General features: G+C 70.6%; 25 protein-coding genes and 1 other RNA gene. 4 read left to right on the forward strand and 22 right to left on the reverse strand.

The annotated features are described in order from the left end of the window. Positions 1 to 115: 115 nt before the first annotated feature. The 4 genes from ssrS to AB8810_RS05275 all read right to left on the reverse strand — a co-directional run bounded on the left by ssrS (position 116) and on the right by AB8810_RS05275 (position 3,197). Positions 116 to 300: non-coding RNA, 6S RNA (gene ssrS, locus AB8810_RS05260), on the reverse strand. Between the two features lie 98 nt (positions 301 to 398). After that, entirely contained in the window at positions 399 to 692 is a 294-nt protein-coding gene (locus AB8810_RS05265) for a cell division protein ZapA (protein WP_003471552.1), read from the reverse strand. Then, the gene (locus AB8810_RS05270; protein ID WP_179566973.1) at positions 689 to 910 is read right to left on the reverse strand and encodes a TIGR02449 family protein; all 222 of its coding nucleotides are present in this window, start codon (positions 908 to 910) and stop codon (positions 689 to 691) included. The genes AB8810_RS05265 and AB8810_RS05270 overlap by 4 nt, the downstream gene beginning before the upstream one ends. Before the next feature lie 67 nt (positions 911 to 977). Further along, on the reverse strand, positions 978 to 3,197 hold the full coding sequence (locus tag AB8810_RS05275; protein ID WP_191824496.1) for a bifunctional diguanylate cyclase/phosphodiesterase: 2,220 nt from the start codon (positions 3,195 to 3,197) through the stop codon (positions 978 to 980). Positions 3,198 to 3,358: 161 nt separating this feature from the next. Between AB8810_RS05275 and AB8810_RS05280 the strand changes: the two genes are divergently transcribed. The 3 genes from AB8810_RS05280 (at position 3,359) to AB8810_RS05290 (ending at position 6,300) form a co-directional block, all read left to right on the forward strand. Continuing rightward, a complete protein-coding gene (locus AB8810_RS05280) occupies positions 3,359 to 3,904 on the forward strand; it encodes a YecA family protein (RefSeq protein WP_179566969.1) in 546 nt (181 codons plus the stop codon). Positions 3,905 to 3,908: 4 nt separating this feature from the next. Further along, a complete protein-coding gene (locus AB8810_RS05285) occupies positions 3,909 to 5,234 on the forward strand; it encodes an aminopeptidase P N-terminal domain-containing protein (protein WP_191824494.1) in 1,326 nt (441 codons plus the stop codon). A gap of 64 nt (positions 5,235 to 5,298) precedes the next feature. Then, a complete protein-coding gene (locus AB8810_RS05290; RefSeq protein WP_372530416.1) occupies positions 5,299 to 6,300 on the forward strand; it encodes a hypothetical protein in 1,002 nt (333 codons plus the stop codon). A gap of 118 nt (positions 6,301 to 6,418) precedes the next feature. Here the strand turns inward: AB8810_RS05290 and pepQ are convergent, their stop codons facing one another. From pepQ to rph, 8 genes are all read right to left on the reverse strand, one after another. Then, the gene (gene pepQ, locus AB8810_RS05295) at positions 6,419 to 7,747 is read right to left on the reverse strand and encodes a Xaa-Pro dipeptidase (protein ID WP_369915756.1); all 1,329 of its coding nucleotides are present in this window, start codon (positions 7,745 to 7,747) and stop codon (positions 6,419 to 6,421) included. Between the two features lie 256 nt (positions 7,748 to 8,003). After that, positions 8,004 to 8,345, reverse strand: a complete 342-nt coding sequence (locus tag AB8810_RS05300) for a PilZ domain-containing protein (RefSeq protein ID WP_179566961.1) — start codon at positions 8,343 to 8,345, stop codon at positions 8,004 to 8,006. Beyond that, positions 8,342 to 10,813, reverse strand: a complete 2,472-nt coding sequence (locus AB8810_RS05305) for a DUF1631 domain-containing protein (protein WP_369915757.1) — start codon at positions 10,811 to 10,813, stop codon at positions 8,342 to 8,344. The genes AB8810_RS05300 and AB8810_RS05305 overlap by 4 nt, the downstream gene beginning before the upstream one ends. A gap of 85 nt (positions 10,814 to 10,898) precedes the next feature. Beyond that, positions 10,899 to 12,050 carry a radical SAM family heme chaperone HemW gene (hemW, locus tag AB8810_RS05310; protein ID WP_179566957.1) on the reverse strand — a complete coding sequence of 384 codons (1,152 nt, stop codon included), beginning with the start codon at positions 12,048 to 12,050 and terminating at the stop codon, positions 10,899 to 10,901. A gap of 249 nt (positions 12,051 to 12,299) precedes the next feature. Next, positions 12,300 to 12,608: an antibiotic biosynthesis monooxygenase gene (locus tag AB8810_RS05315; protein ID WP_179566955.1), complete on the reverse strand. Its 309-nt coding sequence runs from the start codon at positions 12,606 to 12,608 to the stop codon at positions 12,300 to 12,302. A gap of 11 nt (positions 12,609 to 12,619) precedes the next feature. Next, positions 12,620 to 13,219, reverse strand: coding sequence for an RdgB/HAM1 family non-canonical purine NTP pyrophosphatase (rdgB, locus tag AB8810_RS05320; RefSeq protein WP_191824490.1), 600 nt, complete (start codon positions 13,217 to 13,219; stop codon positions 12,620 to 12,622). Further along, positions 13,216 to 13,608 carry a VOC family protein gene (locus tag AB8810_RS05325; RefSeq protein ID WP_191824489.1) on the reverse strand — a complete coding sequence of 131 codons (393 nt, stop codon included), beginning with the start codon at positions 13,606 to 13,608 and terminating at the stop codon, positions 13,216 to 13,218. The genes rdgB and AB8810_RS05325 overlap by 4 nt, the downstream gene beginning before the upstream one ends. After that, positions 13,605 to 14,330 carry a ribonuclease PH gene (gene rph, locus AB8810_RS05330; protein ID WP_046981340.1) on the reverse strand — a complete coding sequence of 242 codons (726 nt, stop codon included), beginning with the start codon at positions 14,328 to 14,330 and terminating at the stop codon, positions 13,605 to 13,607. Before rph ends, AB8810_RS05325 begins: the two co-directional genes overlap by 4 nt. A gap of 109 nt (positions 14,331 to 14,439) precedes the next feature. On the opposite strand from rph, the gene AB8810_RS05335 reads away from it, so the two are divergent. Beyond that, positions 14,440 to 15,300: a YicC/YloC family endoribonuclease gene (locus tag AB8810_RS05335; RefSeq protein ID WP_191824488.1), complete on the forward strand. Its 861-nt coding sequence runs from the start codon at positions 14,440 to 14,442 to the stop codon at positions 15,298 to 15,300. A 46-nt stretch (positions 15,301 to 15,346) separates the two neighbouring features. Here AB8810_RS05335 and AB8810_RS05340 read toward each other — a convergent pair whose 3' ends face one another. From AB8810_RS05340 to AB8810_RS05385, 10 genes are all read right to left on the reverse strand, one after another. Further along, entirely contained in the window at positions 15,347 to 16,081 is a 735-nt protein-coding gene (locus tag AB8810_RS05340) for an energy transducer TonB (protein WP_369915758.1), read from the reverse strand. Next, positions 16,078 to 16,506: a TonB system transport protein ExbD gene (gene exbD / locus AB8810_RS05345; protein ID WP_191824486.1), complete on the reverse strand. Its 429-nt coding sequence runs from the start codon at positions 16,504 to 16,506 to the stop codon at positions 16,078 to 16,080. Before exbD ends, AB8810_RS05340 begins: the two co-directional genes overlap by 4 nt. Positions 16,507 to 16,517: 11 nt before the next feature. Further along, positions 16,518 to 17,258: a tonB-system energizer ExbB gene (exbB, locus tag AB8810_RS05350; protein WP_369915759.1), complete on the reverse strand. Its 741-nt coding sequence runs from the start codon at positions 17,256 to 17,258 to the stop codon at positions 16,518 to 16,520. Further along, on the reverse strand, positions 17,248 to 17,592 hold the full coding sequence (locus AB8810_RS05355; protein WP_206229647.1) for a hypothetical protein: 345 nt from the start codon (positions 17,590 to 17,592) through the stop codon (positions 17,248 to 17,250). Before AB8810_RS05355 ends, exbB begins: the two co-directional genes overlap by 11 nt. Continuing rightward, a complete protein-coding gene (locus AB8810_RS05360; protein WP_369915760.1) occupies positions 17,592 to 17,987 on the reverse strand; it encodes a YbaN family protein in 396 nt (131 codons plus the stop codon). Before AB8810_RS05360 ends, AB8810_RS05355 begins: the two co-directional genes overlap by 1 nt. Before the next feature lie 25 nt (positions 17,988 to 18,012). Continuing rightward, on the reverse strand, positions 18,013 to 18,621 hold the full coding sequence (locus AB8810_RS05365) for a biliverdin-producing heme oxygenase (RefSeq protein WP_179566937.1): 609 nt from the start codon (positions 18,619 to 18,621) through the stop codon (positions 18,013 to 18,015). A 70-nt stretch (positions 18,622 to 18,691) separates the two neighbouring features. Beyond that, positions 18,692 to 20,185 (reverse strand): surface lipoprotein assembly modifier, encoded by a 1,494-nt coding sequence (locus tag AB8810_RS05370; protein WP_206229478.1) that lies wholly within the window; start codon positions 20,183 to 20,185, stop codon positions 18,692 to 18,694. A 114-nt stretch (positions 20,186 to 20,299) separates the two neighbouring features. After that, a complete protein-coding gene (locus tag AB8810_RS05375; RefSeq protein WP_369915761.1) occupies positions 20,300 to 21,127 on the reverse strand; it encodes a Slam-dependent surface lipoprotein in 828 nt (275 codons plus the stop codon). Positions 21,128 to 21,222: 95 nt separating this feature from the next. Then, a complete protein-coding gene (locus AB8810_RS05380; RefSeq protein ID WP_369915762.1) occupies positions 21,223 to 24,372 on the reverse strand; it encodes a TonB-dependent receptor domain-containing protein in 3,150 nt (1,049 codons plus the stop codon). 141 nt (positions 24,373 to 24,513) lie between these two features. Next, positions 24,514 to 25,554 carry a FecR family protein gene (locus AB8810_RS05385; protein ID WP_369915763.1) on the reverse strand — a complete coding sequence of 347 codons (1,041 nt, stop codon included), beginning with the start codon at positions 25,552 to 25,554 and terminating at the stop codon, positions 24,514 to 24,516. Positions 25,555 to 25,579 lie beyond the last annotated feature (25 nt).

Here is a 25,579-nt window from a genome sequence, read left to right on the forward strand (position 1 = left end):
GACGCCGTGCGCTGCGGGGACGCCAGCGACGGCGCCGAGGCGATGGGCGTCGGGCGTGGCGCATGCCGGACGCACAAAAGGAAACGGCGCCTTGCGGCGCCGTTTCCGGGATATTGCATTCTCCGCCATGACGATGCGTGCGAAACGACCTTGAACCCGGGGTTCAAGTGGGATAGCTGGGGAACCATCGGGCTTCCCGCTACAAGGCGGACCTGCACACCCGATTCCGTCGCCATCCCGTGGTCGTAATTAAGGGACAAGGCGAATGTTTGCACACGCTGTCGTTTACAGCAGAGAACGCAAGCGAAGTATAGCGTCGTCGCCGCGCTTGGCTAGTCCGTTCGTCGGTCGCGCGGTACGGCGCAATTCACGTTGATGATCGAAATGCGAGGCGTGTATCAACGCGCCGTATCGACCACGCCGTCGAGTCGGCGATTGAGATCGGCGAGCGTGCGCGCCATCTCATGATCGCGCCGGGCCTGCTCGTCGCGCAGTTGCTGCAGCTCGTGCGCCAGGTTCAAGGCGGCCAGCACCGCGACCCGGTCGACCGCGGCCATGCGGTTGCTGCCGCGCACCTCGCGCATCTTCGCGTCGAGCAGGCGCGCGGCGGCGAGCAGGCTGTCGCGTTCTTCGGCCTCGACGCCGACGGTGTATTCGCGGTCCAGGATGCGGACGCTGACCGGTTCGCTCACGTGTGCTGCTCCAGCGACTTGAGCCGGGTGATCATCGCCTCGACCCGCGAGCGCGCCTGCTCGTTCTTGGTCAGCAGCTGCGAGCGCTCGCCGATCAACTGCTCCTGCTGCTGGCGCAGGCTGCGGTTCTCGTCGGCGAGGCGCTGGCAGCGCTCGACCAGCGTTTCCACGCGTGTGGCGAGGGTGCGAAGCTGGGCGAGGGCGTCGGGGCTGTCCATGGCGCCCACGATAGGCATGCGCCCGAGCGGCGGTCAAGACGCCGGCGGACGGCGCGACGGCCGCCGCTCAGGCGGGCAGCAGCAGCGGCTGCCGCAGCAACTGCAGGCAGGCGTCCGGTTCCAGTGCCGGCGCGACCAGATGGCCCTGGATCTCGTCGCAGCCGTGCTGGCGCAGGAAGGCCAGCTGGCCGGGCAGCTCCACGCCTTCGGCGACCACTTTCAGGGTCAGCGAGTGGCCCATCGCGATGATGGTGCTGGTGATCGCCTCGTCGTCCGGATCGCGGGTCAGGTCGCCGATGAATTCCTGGTCGATCTTCAAGGTGTTGATCGGCAAGCGCTTCAGGTAGGCCAGCGACGAATAGCCGGTGCCGAAGTCGTCGATCGCCAGGGCCAGGCCCAGGGCGCGGCAGGCGTGCAGGGTGGCGGCGTTCTTGCCGACCTGCGACATCACCACGCTTTCGGTGAGTTCCAGCTCGACGTTGCCGGCCGGGACCCCGGTCTCGGCCAGGATCCGCGCCATCAACGCCGGCAGGTCGCCGCGCTCGAGCTGGATCGCCGAGACGTTGACCGACATGCACAAGTCGGTCAGGCCCAGCTGGCGCCATTCGCGCAGCGTGCTGCAGGCCTGGCGCAGCACCCATTCGCCGATCTCCAGGATCAGCCCGGTTTCTTCGGCCAGGGGGATGAACTGGCTCGGCGAGACCGTGCCGAAATCGGCGCTGTGCCAGCGCAGCAGCGCTTCCACGCCGACCACGCGCTGCTCGCGCAGCGAATAGCGCGGCTGGTAGACCAGCTTCAGCTCCTGGTCGAACGGGATCTTGCGCAGGCTGCTGGCCAGGGTGGCGCGGTGGCGGGTGGCCTCGTCCATGCGCGCCGAATAGACCTGCACGTTGCGGCGCCCGGCGGCCTTGGCCTGGTACATCGCGGTGTCGGCATGCTTGAGCAGTTCGCTGGGCAGCAACGCGTGCTGCGGGAACAGCGAGATGCCGATCGACGAGGAGATCGCCACTTCGCGGCGATCCTCCAGTTGCAGCGGTGCGTCGAACGCGGCCAGCACGCGCGTGGCGACGGCTTCGGCCTCGGCCTGATCGGCGATGTCCTCCACCACCACGGTGAACTCGTCGCCGGCCAGGCGCGCGACCGTGTGCTGCGGGCCCACCGCCTGCTGCAGGCGTTCGGCGACCGCGCGCAGCACCCGGTCGCCGACCGCATGGCCGAGCGAATCGTTGATGTCCTTGAACCGGTCCAGGTCCAGGAACAGCACCGCCACCGAACTGCCCTGGCGCCGCGCGCGCACGATCGCGCGCGCCAGCCGCTCGGACAGCAGCGCGCGGTTGGGCAGGCTGGTCAGCGTGTCGTAGTTGGCCAGGTAGCGCAGTTCCTGCTCGGCGCGCTTCTGGTCGGTGATGTCTTCCAGCACCACCACGTGGAAGCTGTGCCGGCCGTCGGCGTCGACGACCGTGTTGCGGCGCACGTGGCAGAGGATTTCCAGGCCGTCCTTGCGCCGCTTCCAGGCATCGCCGCGCCAGGACCGGCCGCGCTCGAGCGGCGGCGCGGCGGGCACGTCGGGCGCATGGTCGAGCAGGGTCATCGGCTGGCCGAGCACCTCGCGTTCGCTGTAGCCGGTGATGCGGGTGAAGGCCGGGTTGACCGAGATGAAGCGCAGGTCTTCGTCCAGCACCGCGACCGCCTCGCTCATGCTGCGTAGCACTTCGCTGGCGATGCGCCGTTCCAGGTCGGCCTGGCGGTGCGAGGTGATGTCGCGTGCGGTGCCGGCGAGCCGGCGCGGCTTGCCGGCGGCGTCGTAGTCGACCACGCGGCCGCGCACCCGCGCCCACAGCCACACGCCGTCGCCGGCCAGGTCCACCCGGTACTCGGCCACGTAGACCGGGGTCAGGCCCTGCAGGTGTTCGCGCAGCGCGCGCTCGGCCTGCGGCACGTCGTCGGGGTGGATGCGCAGCGGATCGTCCTCGCGGATCACCATGGTGATCTCCTGCGCATGCGGCGCCGCCTCGTCGGCGCGCATGCGGCGCAGCTTGCGCTGCTGCAGGTCGTAATCCCAGAAGTGCTCGCCGGAGGCCCACAGCGCCAGCTTCAGATGGCGGTCGCGCTGTTGCAGCTGCTGCTGGCGCTGCTGCTGTTGCTGCATGCGCCGCCGCCAGTGCAGCGCCTGCAGCGCGGAAACCAGCGCGGCCACCGCCAGGATCGCCGCTGCGGCGGCCCAACCCCAGCGCCAATCCGTTCCGGCATGGCCGGCAATTCCCGCAGCGACGTGCTCGATCGACATGGCGGGAAGAGGGCTTCGGTCAGGAAAGGGGGTGGTGGAGTGTAGGCGCCCGCCGGAAGCCTTCACAAGCAGCGCGACACATGCGGATTGCTACACTGCGCAGTCCCGCTCCGCCGCTGGCCCCGACTCTCCGTGGCGAGCGCACAACAGGCCTTGCGTCCATGATCGAACTTCCTAGCGCCGACGACGTCACCCAAGCCAGCCAGCAACTGGGCCTGGCCGCGTCGGCGGCCGAACTCCACGGCGCGTTGTGCGGCTGGCTGGCCGGCGGCGGCGCCGACCTGGCGGCGTGGCCGGCCGCGGTGCTGGCCGATGCCGGCATCGCCACGCCGCGCCGCGGCGACGTGCTGGACCGCTTGCGCGAGGCCACCGCCGCGCAACTGGAGGACCGCGATTTCGCCTTCGACCTGGTCCTGGCCGATGCCGGCGCGCCGCTGTCCGAGCGCGCCGACGCCCTGTTCGACTGGTGCCGCGGCTTCCTCGGCGGGTTCGGCCTGGCCGCCGGCGCCAAGCCGCCGTTGTCGGAAGAAGGCGAAGAGTCGCTGCAGGATCTGGCGCGGCTGGCCCAGGCCAGCACCGACGATTTCGACAGCGCCGACGAGGACGAGGACGCGCTGGCCGAGATCGAGGAATTCGTGCGCGTGGCCGCGCTGCTGCTGCACAGCGACTGCGTGCTCGGCCCGCGCCATCGGCAACGCCTGAACTGACGCGATGAAGCGACTCACCGGCATCGGCGCGGGCGAATACGCGCGTCGGCGCAAACACCTGATGGACATGGCCGGCGACCACGCCATCCTGGTGCTGCCGAGCGCGCCGGAGCGGGTCCGTAGCCACGACACGCACTATCCGTACCGGCAGGATTCGGATTTCTGGTACCTGTGCGGCTTCCCCGAGCCGGAGGCGGTGCTGGTGCTGGTGCCGGGCCGCAAGCACGGCGAGGCGCTGCTGTTCTGTCGCGAGCGCGATCCCGAGCGCGAGGCCTGGGACGGCCCGCGCGAAGGCCAGGAAGGCGCGGTGGAACGCTACGGCATGGACGATGCGTACCCGATCGAGGATCTCGACGAGATCCTGCCGGGCCTGCTGGAAGGCCGCTCGCGGGTGTACTACCACTTCGGCCGCGACGTCGATTTCGACCTCAAGCTGATCGGCTGGGTCAATCGGGTGCGCGAGCAGGTGCGGCATGGCGCGCAGCCGCCGCACGAGTTCCTGGAACTGGGCCACCTGCTGCACGAGCAGCGCCTGTTCAAGTCGCGCGACGAGATCGCGCTGATGCAGGTCGCCGCCGACCTCAGCGTGGCCGCGCATCGCGCGGCGATGCGGCTGGCGCGGCCGGGCATCCACGAATACCAGGTGCAGGCCGAGATCGAGCGCGAGTTCCGCGCCGGCGACGCCTGGCCGGCCTACGGCAGCATCGTCGGCAGCGGCGCCAACGCCTGCGTGCTGCACTACCGCGCCAACGCCGCGCGCCTGCGCGACGGCGAACTGGTGCTGGTCGACGCCGGCGCCGAGTACCGCGGCTACGCCGCCGACATCACCCGCACCTTCCCGGTGAGCGGCCGCTTCAGTGCCGAGCAGCGCGCGCTGCACGATCTGGTCGGCGCGGCGCATGCGGCGGCGCTGGCGCAGGCGCGGCCGGGCGTGGCCTACGAGGCCGGGCATCTGGCGGCGGTGCAGACCCTCACCGAAGGCTTGCTGCGGCTGGGCCTGCTCAAGGGCACGCTGGAGCGGAACCTGGCCGATGGCGACTACCGGCGTTTCTACCGGCACAAGACCGGGCACTGGCTCGGCCTGGACGTGCACGACGTCGGCGACTACAAGCTGGCCGGCGCCTCGCGTCTGCTCGAGCCGGGCATGGTCTTCACCATCGAACCGGGGCTGTACATCGCCGCCGACGACAAGCAGGTGGAGCCGCGCTGGCGCGGCATCGGTATCCGTACCGAAGACGACGTGCTGATCACCGACGACGGCCACCGCGTGCTGACCGCCGCGCTGGAGCGCAGCGCCGAAGAGATCGAAGGCTTGATGGCCGGTGATTGACGCCGCGCTTGCGTACGTCACGCGGGTTGCGCACAGTAGCTTGCTTCCGGGGGAGGGGGCAGGCATGAAGAAATGGATGCAGGCAGTGCTTGCGGCAGCGCTGTGCCTTGCTGCCGCTGCTGAGGTGGTTGCCCAGGACGCGGCGGCGCCACCATCGCCTGCCGCTGCCGCCTCGGCGCCAGTGCCGTCAGCGGTGCCGACGTTGGCGCTCGAAGATCTGCAGACCTTGTTGTCGGCGCGCTCGGCGCCTGCGGCACGCGAGCAGATGCTGGCGCAATTGGTCGCGCTGGCCGGCAGGGGCGACGGCATGTCGGCCTACGTGCTCGGCGTGCTGTACCGCAATGGCGAGGCGCATCCGGCGCATCTGGTGCCGCGCGAGCCGGATACCGCGCGCTATTGGCTGGAGCGGTGCCTGGGCATGCCGCGTTGCCCGCTGTTGGCGCTGGCGTCGCTGGCGGAACTGGAGTTGTCGGCAGGCCGTGCCAAGCCGGCACTGCAATGGGCGCAGGGCTGGGTGGCATTGGATCGCGAGTTCACCACCCGCGCCCGCGCGATCGAAGGCCGCACGCTGCGTCCCAGCCAGCGCAATCGCGATACCGCTTACCACGCCTATCTGCTGGAGCGTTGCTATGCGGCGATGCCGGCGGGCGACCGCGACGCGCTCGGACTCGCCTGGTTCAACGAATTCCGCGGACAGTGGGGCGGCGTGCTGGACCGGATGCTGTTCGCGCAGATCGATGCCCTGCAGGCGCAGTCGACAGGAGAGGACAGTGGACTGGCCGCGCGCGCCGAGAACCAGCGACGCAAGACCGTCCTCGACAGCCCGATGGATCTGCCGGTGACGCCTGCGCTGAGCCTGTTCTTGCTGCGTGGCGATCCGCAGGGCGGACGCCCCGAGTCGGCCCTGGTGGTCGAGGCGCTGCCCTCGCCGAACGCGGCGCGCGGACTCGAAGCGCTTGCGCACGATTTCAAGACCGCGCCCTATCCTGCGCAGGCCGGGCAACGGCGCTACGACCTGATGCCGATGAGTTTCAACCGCGGTCCTTACGCGCTGACCGGGAAGTGAGCGCGGCGCCGCCGAGCGACTTCAAGACGGCCCCGGCGCGGCCTGGCGATGCAGCCGCGCGTGCATGGGGGATATGCATGCTGGCCCGAGCGCATCCGCGACGGCGCGTCCGCTGTGGTCAGGCGGCCGCTGCAAACGCCGGCCGGGTCAGGTTCTCCGGTTCGCCCTCGGTGCACGCCACTTCGTCTTCGATGCGGATGCCGCCGTAGGGCTTGAACTGCTCGACCCGGTTCCAGTCCACGCTGGCGGCATGGCCGCTCTTCCTGACCTCGTCGAGCAGCATGTCGATGAAGTACACGCCCGGTTCGATCGTCACCACCATGCCCGGTTCGAGCACGCGGGTCATGCGCAGATAGGGATGGCCGGCGGGGCGCTCGATGCGGCCGCCGCGGTCGCTGGCGGCGAAGCCGGCCACGTCGTGCACCTGCAGGCCGATCGGGTGGCCGAGGCCGTGCGGGAAGAACGCGGCGCTGACGCCGGTGGCCAGCGCGGCTTCCGGCGATACGGTGATCACCCCGAAGTCCTTGAGCACGCCCATCAGCGCCAGGTGCGCGTCGAGGTGCAACTGCTTGTAGTCCACGCCGGCGCGCACGCCCTGGCCCATGCGGATCTGCGCGGCGTCGACCGCGTCGATCAGCGCCTGGAACTCGCTGCCGGTGTCGGCGGCATAGCTGCGGGTGATGTCGCTGGCGTAGCCGTGCGCGGAGGCGCCGGCATCGATCAGGAAACTGCGCCGCTGCGCCGGCGCCTGCCGCTCCAGTTCGGTGTAGTGCAGCACCGCGCCGTGCTCGTTCAGCGCAATGATGTTCCCGTACGGCAGTTCGTTGGCGTCCTGGCCGACCGCGCTGCAATACGCCATGTGGATCTCGAACTCGCTGCGGCCGTCGCGGAACGCGGCTTCGGCGGCGCGGTGGCCGCGTACCGCCAGGTGCTGCGCCTGGCGCATGAGCACCAGTTCGTAGGCGGTCTTGTAGGCGCGGTGGTATTCCAGGTACTGCACCACCGCGTCCGGATTGTTCGGCACGTAGTCGCCCAGCGCGCTCTGCGCTTCGCCGAGGATCGCGCAGCGCGCGGCCGGTCCCGGCAGCAGCGCCAGCGCGTCTTCCGGGGTGCGGATCACGTGGATGTCGCAATGCTCGACCCACCAGCCGTTCGGCGCCGCCGGCACCACGTGCCAGTAGTCGCGCGGCTGGTGGAAGATCAGCTGCGGGCGGCGTCCCGGGGTGTATACCAGCCAGCTGTTCGGCACCCGGGTCAGCGGCAGCCAGGCCTTGAACTGCGGGTTCACCGCATACGGATAGTCGCGATCGTCGAACAGCTGGTAGTGCAGGCTGCCGCTGGGCACGAGCAGATGGTCGAAGCCGCCGCGCGCCAGCGCGGTGTCGGCGCGTTGCGCCAGCGCGCGCAGGTGCGCGGCGTACAGGGCGCTGGGGTCTTGCTGGCTCATGGCGACTCGTTCGGCGATGCGGAAAATTGGATGCCAAGTTTGCCGCAAACGGCGCGAGCGTGGTGACGCACCGCGTGCCCGCGCATGGCATGCGGCCATGCCCAAGGCGTAGCCGGGAAGCGACAGCCGTCGCCAGGCCGGCCGGATCTTCTTCCAGGCGATGGAGGAACCTGTAGGAGCGGCTTCAGCCGCGACAGGCCTTACCGATGGATCCTGTCGCGGCTGAAGCCGCTCCTACAGGGGGTGCCAGCGATGCCTACCCGGCCGGCCCGGACTTGATCCATTGCCGCAGCAGGTCGCGATGCGCCGGCGAGATGGTCAGGAAGCGGAAGCCGGCCCAGGCCTGGCCCGGCGCCTGCGCGCGTTCGCTCCACAGCAGGTGCACGCCGACGTCGATCTGCACGTCGCGGCCGAGTTGCGGCAGCGCGAAGCGCAACTGGTACAGCGCGTCGTCGTGCAGCGGCGCCGACGCCAGCAGCAGCATGCCGCTCTCGGAGAGGTTGCCGAGCCGGCCGACCACGGCGTCTTCCATCATGTCCAGCACCGGCACCATGTCCGGGACCTGGCGGCGCGGCGAACGGCGGGCTTCGGCGATCATGCGTCCTCCAGGGTGTCGGCGGGGACCGGCGCGCCGGCCAGGGTGCGCAGCGCGCGCACGGTGGCGTGCCAGGCGCGGTCGATCAGGCGCGCGCGGTCCTCGGTGACGATCCGCGCCTGGTTCTGCGCCAGCAGCCGCGACAGCGCATCCAGCGAATACTCGGCGGTCTTGTGGCCGCGCTGGTTGACGAACAGGGCGCGGTCGGTGATCGGGCTGTACCAGGACAGCCGCTGCCGTTTCAGGTCGCCCTGCTGGTTGGTCACGAATTCGAACCAGGTGCCGAACGGCAGGCTGCGCAGCCGCGTGTAGGCCGCTTGCTCGGCGTCGTTGCGCGGCGCCAGCAGCGGCCGCTCGCCATCCTCGCCCTGGTCGCCGAGGCGGGTGCGCGCCTTCAACTTGGCGCTGAGTTCGGTGCGCGAGGTCAGCGTGTCGCCGCCGCCCGGAGTGGACAGGCGCCGCGCGATCGCTTCGGCTTCGTCCTGGTGGTAGCCGACCTGCAGCAGGGCGCTGCGCACTTCGCCGGCCAGCTCCGGATCGGGTTCGCCGCCGCTGGCGCGGCAGGTGACCTCGGCGATGCATTGGCTCAGTTGCTGGCGCTCGCGCCAGGCGTCGGAGTCCTCGCCCTGGCGCAGCAGGGTCAGGGTCAGCACATCGGACCAGGCCTGGTTCAGCAGCGCCTGCACGAACTTGGGCGGCTGCCAGGTCCGGCACAGCGCTTCCAGCGTGGAGCTGGCCAATTCCTTGGCCACCTCCAGCCGTTCCTTGCCGCGCGCGGCCTCGATGTGGCGGCGCTCGGCGATCTCGGCCTTGTGCGCCAGCGCGCGGTACTGCGCCTGGATGTCCTGGTGGGCCTGTTCGAAGACCTGTTCGTCGCCTTCGTATTCCTCGACTACCCGGTCGACCGTCTGGTTCAATTTCAGCAGCAGCTGCGGATCGGTGTCCTCTTCGCTGAGCCAGGTGGCGCCGGACTCGGCGACCGCATTGAGCAGCTCGCGCGCCGGATGCTGGCTGCGCACGAAGAACGCGCTGTCCTGCAGCGCGGCGCGCACCAGCGGAACCTGCAGGCGCTCCAGCAGAGCGGCGGCCGGCGCGTCGCTGCGCACTTCGCGTTCGATCTCCGCATACAGCAGGCCGAGCAGGTCGAAGGTGTCGGCATCCTGCGGTGCCAGCGCCGCCTGCGGGCCATGTTCGGTGCGCAGCGTGGCCAGCAGCGCCGCCTGCACGTCGCGCACCTGGCGACGTCCGCGCAGGCCGGCCAGGGTGCTATGCGCTGGCGGCTGCGCCTGCAGTTCGCCCAGGGCCTGCAGCAGCGATGCGGTGGGCACGCCGGGGGCGCTGGCCGGGGCGGCGGCGCGCGGCGCCGGCATCGGGACGTTGCCGGACGACGCAGGCATCGCTGTCGCTGCGGCAGCGTGGGCGGCGTCTGCGGGAGCGGTGCCGGTGGTCCCGGCCGGCGCCGTCGCACGGTCGCGCGCGGCGGCGAGCAGCTGGCGCAGCGTGGCCAGGTCGGTCGGTGCGTTGCCGGGCGCGGCCGGCGCGGCGCTTGCTGCCGTCCCGGGGGTGGCCGCGAGCGGCGGCGGAAGCGGGGGCGCTGCGCTCGGCAGGGCCGCTTCGCCGCCAGCGGCGCCGGGGCCCGGGCCGGACCAGCCGCCGGGTGCCGCCTGTCCGGACCAACTGGTGGCCGGGCGCGTGGCGGAGGAAGGGCGTGCCGCGCCGCGGTTGCCGGCGGCCGCGGCGGGTGCTGCGGTCGTCGGCCGCGCCACGTAGGGCAGGTAGACCAGGCCGGGCAGCACGCCGGCGTGCGCCAGCAGCACGTTGGCGCGTTCCACGATCTCGCCGTAGCGGACCAGCACCTGGCGCTCGAAGGCGCGGTACAGGGTCAGCTGCGCGTCCAGCCCCAGCCGCAATTCCTCGCCGGCCTCGCGCAGGATCCGGCACAGCAGGTGCGGCCCCAGCGGCGTATGTTCGGCTTCGAACGCCGGCCGCGCGGCGAGCACGCCGAAACGCTGGCCGAGCAGCTGCAGCGGGGTGCTGGCCCGCGCCGCCTCGCGCCGGGCGATGTCATGCAGGACGATGTCGCGGTCGATGTCCACGTCGGCGACCAGGGTCAGCATCTGCATCGCCGCGCTGGCCTTGTCCTGGCGCAGCAGGCCGACCGGGGCGAGCGGCAGCCGCAGCGTGGCCAGGGCCGCTTCCAGTTGCGCCTTGTAGAACGGCGCGAAGCGCTCGCGGCGCGCCCGCAGGCCTTGCAGTTCCTGGTAGATGTCCTCCTGCAGCTGGCTGTTGCGCGCGCGTTCGGCCTGGTCGAACAGCTCGCGCTCCAGCTCGCTCAGGGTCGACTGCAACGGCGCCTCCAGCGATTGCCACAGCAAGGCCTTCAGCGCCTCCAGGATGTCGCGCACGCGCGTGGGCAGGGCGGCGCTGGCGAGCGTCGCCGGGTTTGCCGACGGAATGGCAGACAATGACATCCTGTGATCGCCGTTTGATTTCCGGGTCCGGTATGTAACACGTTTCTGGCGGCGCAACCATGTTGGCGGCGGCCTGGCGCAGCGTTCAGAGCATGAACAGGGCGACCACGTCGTTGGTGAAGCGCCGTCCCAGTTCGGTCGGCAGCGCATGCCCGGATTCCACCTGCAGCCAGCCCCGCGCTTGCGCCTGGGCCAGCGCCGGGGCGATCGTCTCCGGCGCCAGGCCGGTGCGCACGGCGAAGTCGCGCAGCGCGAACCCCTGGTTCAGGCGCAGCGTATTGAGCATGTACTCGAACGGGCGCCGCTCGGCGCCGATCCAGTCGTCGCCGCCGATCGCCGCCGGGGTGCCGGCGGCGGCCAGGAACGCCTGCGGATGCTTGGTCTTCCAGCGGCGCAGGATGCTCTGCTCGGCGCCGGAGCTGATCTTGCCGTGGGCGCCGGCGCCGATGCCCAGGTAGTCGCCGAACTTCCAGTAGTTGAGGTTGTGCGCGCACTGGTAGCCGTCGCGGGCGTAGGCGCTGACTTCGTACTGGGCGTAGCCGGCGGCGGCCAGCAGCGCCTGGCAGCGCTCCTGCATGTCCCAGGCGTCGTCGTCCTCGGGAATGCCCTGCGGCGGGCGCGCGGCGAATACCGTGTTCGGTTCCAGGGTCAGCTGGTAGTGGCTGATGTGGGTGGGCTGCAGCGCCAGCGCGCGCGCGATGTCGCTCTCCGCCCCGGCCAGGGTCTGCTGCGGCAGCGCGTACATCAGGTCCAGGTTGAGGTTGGCGTAGCCGGCGTCCTGCGCCAGCTTCACCGCGCGCTCGGCGTCGGCGCTGTCGTGGATCCGGCCCAGACGCTGCAGCGCGGCGTCGTCGAAGCTCTGGATGCCGAAGCTGAGCCGGTTGACCCCGGCCGCCAGATAGCGGTCGAAGCGACCATGCTCGGCGGTGCCCGGGTTGGTCTCCAGGGTGATCTCCAGGTTCGGCGCGAAGCGCAGGCGCGCGCTGGCCGCTTGCAGGAAACGGTCGATCGCCTCGGCCGGAAACAGGCTGGGGGTGCCGCCGCCGAAGAACACGGTCTGGACGGTGCGGCCCCAGACCAGCGGCAGGTCCTGATCCAGGTCGCGGATCAGCGCGTCCACGTAGTCGTCGAACGGCAGCGCGCCCTTGGCCGCATGCGAGTTGAAATCGCAGTACGGGCATTTGCGCACGCACCAGGGCAGGTGCACGTACAGCGACAGCGGGGGCGGGATCAGCATGGTGCGGTGCGGGGCCTGTTAACGCGATCGGGATAGGCCACGCCGCGCTTAGGCGCGTGCGGGGCAAGGAAGAACGAGAGAGCTTATGTCGATAAGAGACCGAGTGATGACGCGGCACCGTGCGCGCCTAAGCGCGGCCCTCCGGGTTGCCGTGTCCGGCGCCCAGGCGGCCGCGCACGGCTTGGACAGGCGGCCAGCCTGCCGCGGCGCCGTGCGCGACCGCCTGGGCACCGGACACGGCAACGTGGCCTATCCCGATCGCGTTAACAGGCCCCAGTAGCCCACGCAGCGCTCGGCAGTGGTCAGCGCATCGCCGAGCCGGTCGAGCTGCGCGTAACGCTCGCGGCCGTACGCCAGGCAGTGGGTGTAGTCGGCTTCGTCGCGCCAGCGGTCGATGGTCAGGTAGGCGCCCGGTGCCTGCGCGCGCAGCAGTTCGGTGCCCAGGTAGCCCGGGTACTCGGCGAACAGTGCGGCCCAGGCGCCATCGGCGGCGTACAGCGTCTCGAATGCCTGTGCCTGGCCTTCGGCCACCTCGTATTCCCAGATCGTGACGAACATCGGCGTCTCCCTCAGGTGTCCCAGTGCGCCAGTTGCCTGCGCAGCAGCGCCAGCGCCTGGCCGCGGTGGCTGATCCGGTTCTTCAGCGCCAGCGGCATCTGCGCCGCGCTCTGGCCGTGGTCCGGATCGAAGAACACCGGATCGTAGCCGTGGCCGCCGTCGCCGGCGCGCGCGTGCAGGATGCGCCCGCGCCAGCTGCCTTCCACCAGCAGCGGTTGCGGGTCTTCGGCATGCCGCAGCAGCACCAGCACGCAGTAGAAATGCGCGGTGCGCTGCGCGTCGGGGACGTCGCGCAGTGCATGCAGCAGCTTGTCGATGTTGGCCGCGGCATTGCCGTGTTCGCCGGCGTAGCGCGCCGAGTACAGCCCCGGCGCGCCGCGCAGCGCGTCTACGCAGATGCCCGAGTCGTCGGCCAGCGCCGGCAGGCCGGTGACCTGGGCGGCGTGGCGCGCCTTCAGCAGCGCGTTCTCGACGAAGGTCAGGCCGGTCTCGTCGGCATCGCGCACGCCGAGCGTGGACTGCGCGACCAGGTCGATGCCGGCGCCGTCGAGCAGCGCATGCAGTTCTTCGAGTTTGCCGGCATTGCTGCTGGCCAGGACCAGTTTCTTCATTGCTTGGGTTCCAGCAGGTCCCACTTGGTGCCGTACAGGTCGCGGAACACCGCGACCGTGCCATAGGGTTCCGCGCGCGGGGATTCGAGGAACTCCACGCCCTGCGCCAGCATCGCGGCGTGGTCGCGGGCGAAATCGTCGGTGTACAGGAAGTGGTCCACGCGCCCGCCGGTCTGGTCGCCGATCCGCGCGCGCTGGGCGGCGTCGCCGGGTTCGGCCAGCAGCAGCGCGGCATCGTCGCTGCCGCCCGGGCCGACCACCACCCAGCGCTTGCCGTCGCCGAGCGCCACGTCCTGCAGCAGGACGAAGCCGAGCTTGCCGGTGTACCAGGCGATCGCCGCGTCGTAGTCGGCCACGACCAGCGTGGTCAGCGCGATCCGTCGCTTCACCGTGCCAGCGCCTCGCGCTGGGCGGCAAGCAGTTGGCCGATGCCGGTTTCGGCCAATGCCAGCAGCGCATCCAGTTCGTCGCGGCGGAACGCATGGCCTTCGGCGGTGCCCTGGATTTCGATGAAGCCGCCACCGTCGTTCATCACCACGTTCATGTCGGTGTCGCAGTCGCTGTCCTCGGCGTAGTCCAGATCCAGCACCGGCGTGCCGCGGTAGACGCCGACCGAGACCGCGGCGACCGCGCCGAGCACCACCGGCTTCTTCAGGTCGCCGCGCTTCTGCAGCCAGTTCACCGCGTCCATCAGCGCCACGTAGGCGCCGGTGATGGCCGCGGTGCGGGTGCCGCCGTCGGCCTGCAGCACGTCGCAGTCCAGGGTGATGGTGCGCTCGCCGAGTGCGTTGCGGTCCACGCAGGCGCGCAGCGCGCGGCCGATCAGGCGCTGGATTTCCAGCGTGCGCCCGCCCTGCTTGCCGCGCGCGGCCTCGCGGTCGGAGCGCGAATGGGTGGCGCGTGGCAGCATGCCGTATTCGGCGGTGACCCAGCCTTCGCCCTTGCCGCGCAGGAAGCCCGGCACCCGGTTCTCCACGCTGGCGGTGCACAGCACCCGGGTGTCGCCGAAGCTGACCAGCACCGAGCCTTCGGCGTGGCGGGTGAAGGCGCGTTCGATGCGCACCGGGCGCAGCTGATCGGCCGTGCGGCCACTGGGACGGGAAAAGGACATGGGGATCGATCCGGAGGTGTCGTGAGGGCCGGGCGCGGCAGCGGGCCGGGCCGTGGGAGCTGAGAGGCGCTAGGTTACCATTCGCGCTTTGCACGCACCGGAACACCACATGATCCGCAGCATGACCGCCTTCGCCGGCGCCGAGCGCATCACTCCCTGGGGCACGCTGGGCTGCGAACTGCGCTCGGTCAACCACCGTTTCCTGGAAGTGGGCGTGCGCCTGCCGGAAGAGCTGCGCGCGCTGGAGCCGCAACTGCGCGAACGCCTGGCCGCCCGCGTCAGCCGCGGCAAGCTGGACCTGATGCTGCGCCTGCGCGCGCCCGACGCCGCGCAGGCGCTGGCGGTGAACGAGCCGCTGGTCGAACAGCTGGCGGTGCTCGCGCAGCGGCTCGGCGCGCGCTTCCCGCAACTGCAGGTGCAGTTCGCCGACCTGCTGCAGCTGCCCGGCGTGCTGCAGGGCCAGGCGGTCGATCCGGCCGCGCTGCAGGCGCAGGCGCTGGAGCTGCTGGACGCGGTGGTGGCCGAATTCGTCGCCGCGCGCGAGCGCGAGGGCGGCAAGCTGGCCGCGGCCATCGTCGAGCGGGTCGATGCGGTCGAGCGCGTCGCCGCCGAGGTGAAGCAGCTGATCCCCGCCATCCGCGAGGGCCAGCGTGCCAAGCTGGCCGCGCGCCTGGCGGACCTGCCGCATCCGGTCGATCCGGGCCGCGCCGAGCAGGAACTGGTGCTGTGGCTGCAGAAACTCGATGTGGACGAGGAACTGGACCGGCTCGACAGCCACATCAAGGAGATCCGCCGCGTGCTGCGCCAGCCCGAGCCGGCCGGCCGGCGCCTGGATTTCCTGTTGCAGGAATTCAACCGCGAGGCCAACACCCTGGGCTCCAAGTCGGTGGACAGCCGCACCTCCAACGCGGCGGTGGAACTGAAGGTGCTGATCGACCAGATCCGCGAGCAGGTGCAGAACCTGGAATAGCGCTCCGCGCGCTTGGACCTGGCGCGCGCAGCGTGGCGCGGCCGCGTCAGCGTTCGCGCAGGAAGAAGTCCACCGGCACCACCACCTGCACCGGGTCGCCTTCGATCTCCGGCGGCGGCGCCGGCAACGGGCTGGCCCGCTGCACCGTCGCCAGCGTCTCGCTGTCCAGCGCGTCATGGCCGCTGCCCTGGACGATGCGGATCGCGCTGGCATGGCCGCGCCGATCCACCGCGAACTGCACCTGCACCACGCCTTCCTGGCGGCGCCGCTGCGCCGGCCGCGGGTAGCGCTTGTAGCGCTGCAGATGCCCCAGCACCTGCGCCTGCCAGGTGGCGCGCCGCTGTTGCGCCGCGCCGGACAGCGACTGCGCCGCGGCATAGCGGCTGGCCTGCGGCACCGCCACGCTGGGCGGGGCGCTGGCCTGCGCCGCGCTGGACGCTTGCGGTGGGTCTTGCGCCGGCGTCGACGGCTGCGCTTCTTCCAGGTCGGCATGCAGCGGTTGCGGCGGCGGTTGCGGCGGCGCCGGCCGCGGCGCGCGCACGCGCGGGGCCTGGGGTTGCTCGGGCTGCGGCGGGCCCGGTGGCACATCGGTCGGTGGCGCCGCCGGCGCGGTCGGGGCCGGCGCCAGCTCCAGCATGAGCGCCTGCGCCGGAGCGGCGGGCGGCGGCGGCCGCTCGCGCGGCGGCCAGCACAGCAGCGCGGCGACGAGCGCCGCATGCGCCGCCAGTACGCCGCCGAGGCTGAGCAGCCAGCGCCGCAGCGTCCGCGGTCCTGCGCTCATCGGCCGGCCGGCTCCAGCCCGACCAGCGCGACCTTCAGGTAGCCCGCGTCGCGCAGCGCGTCCATGGTCCGCATCAGTTCGCCGTAGGCCACCGCGCGGTCGGCGCGCAGGAAGATGCGCTGCGTGCGGTCGCCGCGGGTCAGCCGGTCCAGCGCCGGCTGCAGCGCAGCGCGCTCGATCGGGGTGTCGCCGAGGCGCAGGCTCAGGTCCTTGCGCAGGGTCAGGTAGACCGGGTCGCGGTCCCTGGGCTGCGGCGCCGCGGTGCTGGCGGGCAATTCCACCGGCACCTGCACCGTGGCCAGTGGCGCGGCGACCATGAAGACGATCAGCAGCACCAGCATCACGTCGATCAGCGGGGTGACGTTGATCGCGTGGTGCTCGTCCAGCGCATCCTCGTCGTCGTCTCGGTTGCTGCGGATCGCCATGGCCGGTGTCCTCAGGCCATGCCGGCCATGGGCGCGCCGTGCGCAGCGGGCCCGGACGCCCGCTGACGATCCAGGTCGCGCGACACCAACTGCTGCACGCCGGCCGACAGGTCGCCCAGCTGCTGGCGCAAGCCGCCCAGGGTGCGCACGAAATGGTTGTAGATCACCACCGCCGGGATCGCGGCGACCAGGCCCAGTGCGGTGGCGAGCAAGGCCTCGGCGATGCCGGGCGCGACCACCGCCAGGGTGGTGGTGTTGGCGCGGGCGATGCCGACGAAGCTGTTCATGATGCCCCACACGGTGCCGAACAGGCCCACGAACGGCGCGGTGGCGCCGATCGTGGCGAGCAGGCCGGTACCCTTGCGCAGCTGCCGCGCATGGCCCAGTTCGATCCGTTCCAGGCGCGAGGCCAGCCGTTCCTTGATCCCGGCCATGTCCTGCAGGCCGCTGGAGTGCTGCAGTTCGGCGCGGGCTTCGCGCAGCAACAGCTGCGCCGCGGGCACCGCCAGCGGCGGGCGGCGCTCGGCATCGGCCAGGTCCTGCGCTTGCGCCAGCGCCGTGCGCGCGGCCTGTAGGGCCCGCCCGAGCCGCGCCAACTCCCAGCTCTTGGCCACCAGCACCGTCCAGGTGGCGACCGAGGCGATGGCCAGACCGACCATCACCGCCTGCACCACCAGGTCGGCGTGCAGGAACATCTGCCAGGGCCCCAGGTCGGGCGGCAGCACGGGGGGCGGGGCGATGTCAGCATGCATGGTCGTCATCCAGCGGGTCGAAACGGGGGGCGGGGGTGTGCGTTTGCGTCATGGCCTGGGCATGCGGCGCGTCCGGCAGCAGGCCGGCCGATTGCAGGCAGGCCAGCACCCGGTACCAGGCCGATGCCGAGATCGCGTAGCCGGCGTCGCGCGCGGCGGTATGCAGGTGCTGCGGCGTCAGCTGGCCATGCGCGCCGAGCACTTGCGGCGCCAACCGCACCGCCGCCAGGCGCGCGGAGGTGACGTTCAATCCGGCGCCGCGCAGCAGCGCCGACCACGGATCGGCGCGCCGCACCTGCCGACGGCGACGCTGCGCGCGGATCTTGCTCGGCATCACCGCGCTCCCGGTGCATCGGCGGCGCGGCGCGGCGCCAGACGCGACAGCACGTAGGCGGCGCTGCCGGCGAAGAACAGGCCCACGCCCAGCGCCAGCTTCCAGCCCGGATGCGCGCCGCAGCAGAACAGCACGTAGCCAACGCCCATGCCGGCGCCGGCGAAGCACTTGCCGCGGCGCGTGATCGCGCCCTGTTCGCGCCACAGCCGCAACGCGGCGCCGTAGCGGGGATGCTGCAGCAGCCATGCCTCCAGGCGCGGCGAGGAGTGCGAGAAGCACCATGCCGCCAGGATCAGGAAGATCGTGGTCGGCATCACCGGCAGCAACGCGCCGATCAGGCCCAGCGCCAGCATCAGCAGGCCCAGGCAGCACCACGCGCCGCGGCTCAGCGACATCGCCGCACCTCCTGCGCGCAAGCACTCATTGCGCGCCGGCCGGGAGATAGGTATCGACATGGGCGTAGACGCGATCGAACGCGGCGCACGCCGCGGCGACCACGGCCTGCTCCTGCGCAGGATCCAGCGGCACGCTGTCGAGCGCGGCGGTGAACTGGCGCCAATGCCGCGCGCGCCCGTCCGGGTGGCCGGCGAGGTGGCGCGCACCGAACTGCTCGTGCAGTCCCAGTCGGGCGGCCAGCTTGGCCAGGATCGCCGCGCCCAGGTTGGAACCTTCGGCCACGTACAGCCAGCCCAACGCGTCGACCTGCTTTTCGTAGCGGCGGCCGTCCGGCGCCGGAAGCGGGCGCATGGCGGGGACCGCGACGCCCAGGTCGGCCAGGTCGGCCAGCAACTGCGGCAGGCGCCGCCGCTGCGCCAGTTCGGGGATCACGCTGGCGAGCACCGGATTGCGGTACACGTTCTCCATGTCGCAGTGGAAGCAGTACTGCACCTGCACGAAGCGCGCGTAGTTCGCGCGCGATGCGAACGGTTGCGCGGCCATGATGCGCTGGTCCAGGCGCGCGTGCGCTGCGTGGGTGGCGGCCTTCAGGCGCTGGCTGCGGGTGGTGGTGTCGGCGAAGCATTCGGTCATGGCGCGGGCTCGTGGTCGGTGGGGCAGGGGCGCGGGTGGGCAGGCGGGGGCGGAGGCAGGCGATCCGGACTCAGAACACCCGCTCCAGCTTCAGGCTGATCGCGTTCTTGTCGTAGCCGTACAGCCAGTCCACGTTGCTGTGCACGCGGTTGTGGCGCAGGATGAGCAGGGGCGTGAAGCCGGCGAAGGCCAGGCGCGGCGCCTTCAGCACGACGGTGTAGTTCTGCTCGTCGTCGCGGCGGCGCGCGCCGAGCACGGCGCTGTAAGCGTCGTAGTCGCGGCGCCGGTACGAGGCGAACGCGCTGCCGACGAAACCGGCCGGCCATTGCAGGGAGGCACCCAGCCGCGCGCCGCGCTGCAGGTAGCCGTTCGCGGCCTGCCGCGCATCGCTGGCCACCACATCGATGCCGCCGAACACGGTCCAGCGCGGGCCCAGGCTGCGGAAATAGGTGGCGTAGGCCGAACGCAGGCCGCCGTCGTAGTTGCGCGCATAGTCCTGGCGCCGGTAGCGCATGTCCTTGTAGTCGGCTTCCAGCTTCAGCAGCGAACTGGGCGACAGCGTCCAGTTCCATTCCCCGTGCACGCCCCAGGCCGCGTACAGCGCGTCGTTGCCCCAGGCGTAGTACTCGAACGACGGCGCCAGCGAAATGCCATGGCGGCCGCTGCGGTAGCTGTAGCCGGCCTGGGTGGTCGTGGTCAGTTCGTTGTAGGCGCTGTGGCCGCGGTAGCCGTTGCCGAACAGCAGCGAGCGCAGATACAGGCCGTGATGGCCGCGCAGCGGCAGGCGCTTGTCGAGGCTGGCGTCGTAGTCCACCCCGCCGGCGCCGATCGCGGCCGGCAGTTGCCGGTCGATGTAGCAGAAGCCGCTGCTGTCGGCGAGCAGGCAGGTGCGGCTGGCGGAGCTGCGGTTGAGGTTGTCGTTCCAGGTCGGGCCGAACGCGAACGCGCCGCTCCATGCGCGGCGGCTGGCCAGCGCGCGCTGGAACGCTTGCACGCTCTTGCGCACCCCGGCGGTCCTGGGGTCGCCGGCATCGACGGCGGCGGCGATGGCGTCGAACAGCTCGCCCGCCTCGCGGTCCTGCTGGTCCTCGAACAACACGCGGGCCAGCTCCAGGCGGCCGGGCAGGAAATCGGGCTTGAGCGCGAGCAGCGCACGGTAGTGGCGCTCGGCGTCCGCATAGCGGCCATCGCGCCGCGCCAGTGCGCCCTGCGCGTAGTGCAGCAGCAGCGGGTCGTGGTCGGCCAGGGTCAGGTACTCGGCCAGGAAGCGTTGCGCCGCGTCCCACCGCTTTTGCTGGATGGACAGGTACAGCGCGCGGCCGAGGTCGCTGGCGCTGCGCTCGACGGTGTAGGACTTGCCCTCGATGTCCAGCGTCGGACGCGGCCCATCGTCGTCGAGTTCGTCCTTGAGCAGCTCGCGTTCGCGCTGCAACGCATGCCGCTCCACGCTCTGGTCGAGCATGCGGCGGGTATCGTCGCGTTCCTGTGCGGCGACAGGAAACGCCGGCAGCGACGCTGCCAGGAGGAGCAGGGCGGCGAGCAGCGCAGGCCGCGCAGGAGACATGGGGTGCATCGAATCGATAGGCCAGGTGGTGGTGGGCAGGACTGGCTTGGCCTTGGCTTGTCCTGCCCGGATCATCGACGGAACGGCGAAGAGCGAACGCTCAGCGCGTCATGCTCAGTTCTTGGTGCCGCCGAAGGCGGTGTCGTACTGGGTGCCGCTGAAGTTGACGATGCCGGCCAGGGCGGTCTGGCCGCTGTAGAACTGGCCGGACACCGCGCCGCCGGAGGCCACCAGGCTGCCCGATTGCGTCGCCAGCGCGGTGCTGCCGGAAATGCTGGCATTGCTGTTGATGGTGGCCGAGCCGATGTTCACCGTGTAGCCGCTGCTGCTGTTGGCGATGCTGCCGGTCAGCGTGCCGCTGCCGAAGTTGGCGGTGAACACGCCCGACAGCAGGTTGCCGTTGCCGCCGTTGGCTGCGGCGTTGTAGTTGTTGATGCCGACCACGTTGTAGGTGGCCGAGCCGGTGGTGGGCACCGTGGTGTCGCCGTTGTCGCCGATGTAGTAGACGGTGCGGGTGCTGTCGCCGCTGGTGCCGTACGCGGACCATTCGCCGAACCACACGTCCTGCGCGCCGACCTGGGCGAACACGAACACGCCCAGATTGTCGTGGCTGTCCGGCGCGCCGGTATACGGGAAGTTGAGCTTGTGCACGAGCCTGGTGCCGTCGCTGCTGCCGTCCTTGTTCCAGTCCACCGCGCTGTTGGTCTTGACGCTGTAGGCGGTGAGTCCCTGGAAATCGACTTCGTTGCCCAGGCCGGTCGAGTTGACGGAAATGCCGGCCTTGCCGCTGCTGTGCGGGCCGCCGTTGACGTCGGATTCGCCGACCTGGACGTTGCCGGTGTTGCTCGAGGCGCCCTTGAAATTCGCCGCCTGGCTGGCACCGATGGTGGCCACGGCGAGCACGGACAGCGCGAACACGGACAGTCTGCGTTGCGTCTTCATATTGCCAATCTCCTTTTGCGGATTGAGGTACTGCGTTGGTGCGGACGTCCTGTCCTTTACGGTCACTTCTCCAAGCTCGCCAGCCGCCGCCGCGCTCAGAAGCGCGCGGACAGGCTGAGTTTCAGGGTCCTGCCGGGTGCGGCCACCGCCGAGCGCGTGGCCGGGTCGACGTAGTACTGGTCGGTCAGGTTGGTGCCGGTCAGCTCCACGCTCAGGTTCTCGCGCAGCTTGTAGCTGGCGTAGGCGTCGAAGATCAGGGTCGTGCCCCAGGAGAACGGCACGTTGAAGTTGTAGACCAGGCGCCCGCCGCCGCTTTGGATCGAGTGCGCGCGGTACCAGTCCAGGTCGGGGTTCTCGTATTGTCTGAAGTAGCTGGCGCGCCCGCCGATCTCCAGGCGTCGGTCGAGGAAACGCCCGCCCAGCGACCAGGTCGCCGATAGCTCCGGCGCGGCCTGGGTCAGCAGGTAACCGCCGACGAAACCGTAGTCCACGCAGGTCGGCACGGCCTGGCTGCCGAGCGCATAGCCATTGCTGGTGCTCAGGATGGCCGCGGTGCTTTCGTCGCAGACCTGGTTCTCCAGGCTGTAGTTCACCCCCAGGTCGGTGAACAGGCGGCCGCCGTCGTAGCGGGCCTGCAATTCCAGGCCGCGGATGGTCTGCTTGTCGACGTTGTCGAACTTGAAGCGCGGATCGCGCTCGATCACGTCGCGGGTCTTGTTGACGTAGTAGGCGAGCTTGACGTCGGCGGTCGCGTCTGGCCCCAGCAGGTGGCCGAGGTCGTGGACGTAGGCCAGCTCCCAGTTGTAGGCGTGTTCGGGCTTCAGTCCCCAGGGATTGATCGAAGCGGAGAAGGCCAGCGTGCTCTCGAACATGCTCGGATAGCGCACCGTCTCGGCGTAGCGCAGATAGGCGCGGCTGTGGTCGCCGAAGTCGAGCGTGGCCGAGAAGAACGGCACCCAGCCGTGGTCCTTGCGCTTGCTCGCCTGCGCGACGTAGCTGGTGCCGACCGCGGTGGCCCGGCACAGTCCATCGACGACGTTCGCGACCCCGTCCAGCGTGCCGTTGAGGCAGGCGTTGCCGGACTTGCTGTAGTTGCCGTCGGCGTCCGCTTCCCAGGGCACGCTGTGGTTCACCGTATAGCTGGTCGGCACCGCGGCCAGCAGCTCGTTGGCGAGTTGGTCGTAGATGTCCTGGGTGATCGCGCCCAGGTCCAGCAGCATCTTGTAGACCTCCAGGTTCTCGCCGGCCATCGCCTCGCGTTCCTGCTGGGTATAGGCCTGCGTGGTGGCGTATTCGACGTTGTATCCGGTCGTCGCGCTCGCCTGTATCTGCCCCGGGTGGGCGGCGAGGAAATCGTCGTAGGCCCAATACGAGGTGTAGCGCGCGCCTGCACCCACGGTCAGGACATCGAGCGGCCGCCATTCGACATTGAAGTTCGCCTGCCATTCCTGGCGGCGTCCGGCGCGCGGGTACATGCGCCAGCCGTCGCTGGTGCCGAAGTAGGCATCGTCCGAGCGCAGCTTCTCGCGCTGCCAGCTGCCGCCCAGGGTCAGGTCCAGCGTATCGCTGAAGCGAATCTTGTTGCTGAGGGTGATGCCGTTGCGCGTGTTGCTGGCGTTGGCCAGCGCGGTGTTCTTGAGCGTGGGGTCGTAGCCCCACTGCGGATCGCCCTGGGCGAAGTTGGGGAAGCCGCCGGCGGTGTAGGTGTCGCTGGCCGTGTCGGTACGCCACAGGTTGGCGTACAGGTCGATCCAGCGGCTGTCCTCGGGCCGCCATTTGTATTCCAGGTTGTAGGCCTTGGCGTCGACCCGGCTCAGCGGCCACTGGATCGCGCCGCGGTCCTGCGAGTTCATGATCCGCGAGGGTATGATCTCGCCGTAGTGGGACAGGCTGTCGCGGTAGCCCAGTTGCAGCGCCTGCGCGTCGTCGATGCGCCAGGTGGCCTTGAACAGCCACGATTCCATCCGGCTGGACGTGTTGGTCACCTCGTTGCCGGGTTTCCAGTAGTTCGCCATCGAGGTGATGTAGTCCTCGGCATAGGAACTGCGTTCGTCGCTGTAGTAGCCGGTGTTGCGCTTGCCGGCGTAGTAGTTGCCGCGTTCGCGGTAGGCATAGGCGGCCAGCAGGTCGAGCCGGTCGCTCGGGCGCCAGCCCAGGGCCATCCGGTAGGCGTAGTCCTCGCCGGCGAAGACGTTGTAGCCGCCGCCGCCGGTCCTGGGCGTGACCCGCAGCGTCTGGTCCGCATACGGAATGGCCGGCGTGTCCTGCGGAAAGCCGTCCACCGTGCGGTAGTCCTCGCCGGTGTGCAGGGTCGGCAGCCGCGGCGAGGTCGCGTTGCTGCTGCCTTCGAGCTTGAACTCGCCGCCGAAGCGCTGGCCCGGCGCGACGATGTCGTCCACGTCCAGGGTATCGATGACCATCGCGCCGCCGACGCCGGTGGTGACGTTGCGGGTCAGCGACGGGCCCTTGAGGATCTGGATGCCGCCGATCAGGAATGGGTCGATGTAGTTGCGGTTGCTTGCGCCGTTGTAGCCGCGCCAGACCGTCAGCGCCTGCTCGGTGCCGTCGATCGTCACCGGCACGCGGCCGGGACCCTGGATGCCGCGGATGTTGATGTCCAGCGCGCCGCTGTTGCGGGCGTCGCCGCTGAACACGCCGGCGATGCCGTTGAGCAGGTCCGATGGCGTGGCGCCCTTGTAGCGTTCGACTTCGCTGCGACCGATGTAGGCGCTCGACACGTCCAGGTCGTAGACGTCGTCGTAGCCCTGCGCATCGCGCGCGCTGCCGGTGGCGGTGCCGCGGGCGGCCCCGGCCACGTTCAACGTGTCGGTGACGATCGCAGGCTCGCGTTCGGCCTGGGCCGGGTCGTGCGCCGCGGTCTCCAGGGTGACCGCATTGGCGCCGGTCCGCCGCGGGACCAGGCCGCTGCCCTGCAGCAGCCGCTGCAGCGCCTGCTCGGCGCTGTAGTCGCCCTTCACTGCGGGAGCGACGAGGCCGTAGGGTTCCTGCCGGCTGTACAGCACCTGCAATCCGGTCTGTGCGGACAGTTTCACCAGCGCGTCGGGCAGCGGCTGGGCGTCCAGGTCGATGGCGTAGCGCGCTTGTCGTGCGCCCGCCGTGGGGATCGGCGACTGCGCATGCGCAATGGTGGAGATGCCGAGCAGGGTGGACGCGAGGGCGCTGGAGAGCAGGGTGCGGCAGGCAGGCGAGCGGCCCTTGCGCAAGGCGGCGGTGGCGATGGACATGGAGTCTGGTATCGGGAGGAAGGTATTTAATGCGAACGAAAATCATTACGTTCTTGTCGGTAACACGGGTTCGGCGTGCCCCGACTACCCAGTCCATCCGTGGGCGACGTGCCACATCGCCCCGTTTTGTTTATGTTCTATTCATTTTTTTGAGCTCGTCTGCGGCGACGGCCGGTACACGAAGGTCGCCCATCCCAGGTGCACCGCGTCGAGCCGCAGGCTGTCCAGCAGCACCTGCAGGCCGGCGTCCGGGTCGGCGATGTTGAACGCGCCGGAGACCGGCAGTGCGCCGATGTCGCCGCGCAGCTGGATGAAGCCGTGGCGGTAGCGCGAGAGCTCGCGGATCACCTGCGACAGCGGCGTGTTGTAGAAGACCAGTTGCTGCCGCCGCCATGCGGCCACCGCGAGCGGATCGACGGCGGTTTCGCGGCGCACGCTGTTGCCTGCCAGCCATGCGCGTTGCCCGGCGACGAGCACCGTGCCGGTCGTCCCGGCGGGCGGGCGGACGGCGACGCGGCCTTCGGCCACGCTGACCTGGCTCGTATCGTCTTCGAGATGGACATTGAACGCGGTGCCCAGCACGCGCGCGCTGCCGCCGGCGCTGTCCACGATGAAGGGGCGGCGTGGATCGCGCGCGACCTGGAAGAAGGCTTCGCCGCGCAGCAGCCGCACCGAACGGGTGCCCTCGTGCATGCGCACGACGATGGCGCTGTCGGTGTTGAGGGTGACGACGCTGCCGTCCTGCAGTTGCAGCCGCCGCATCGCGCCGACCCCGGTGTAGGCATCGCTGCGCAACCGGTCCAGGCCGCCGGCGCCCAGCCAGGTGCTGGCGCCGATCGCCAGGGCGAGCCCGGCGGCCACCGCCTGCCAGCGCTGCCGCTGCCGGTGCGAGCGCCGCGGCGCAACCGTCGGTGCGGCCGCCGCGATCGCGGCAGAAGGCGATGGCGCGGGCTGCAACGGATCGATGCCGAGTTCGTCGCCGACCTCGGCGGCCGGGCGCTGCAGCATGCCCAGCAGCGTGCGCGCCGCCGCCACCGCTTGCGCGCGCGCCGCAGGGGCGACGGCCAGCCAGTCCCGGTACTGCCGCAAGGTGTCCGCATCGCTGGGCGCTTCGTCCAGGCGCAGGATCCAGTGGACGGCTTGGTCGAACAGGTCGTCGTCGACGGAGGGGGTGTCGGGCATCGTCTGCCTATCCGCTAAGGAATGG

Source organism: Xanthomonas sp. NCPPB 3005, from assembly GCF_041228095.2.
In the GTDB taxonomy this organism is placed as follows: domain Bacteria; phylum Pseudomonadota; class Gammaproteobacteria; order Xanthomonadales; family Xanthomonadaceae; genus Xanthomonas_A; species Xanthomonas_A bonasiae.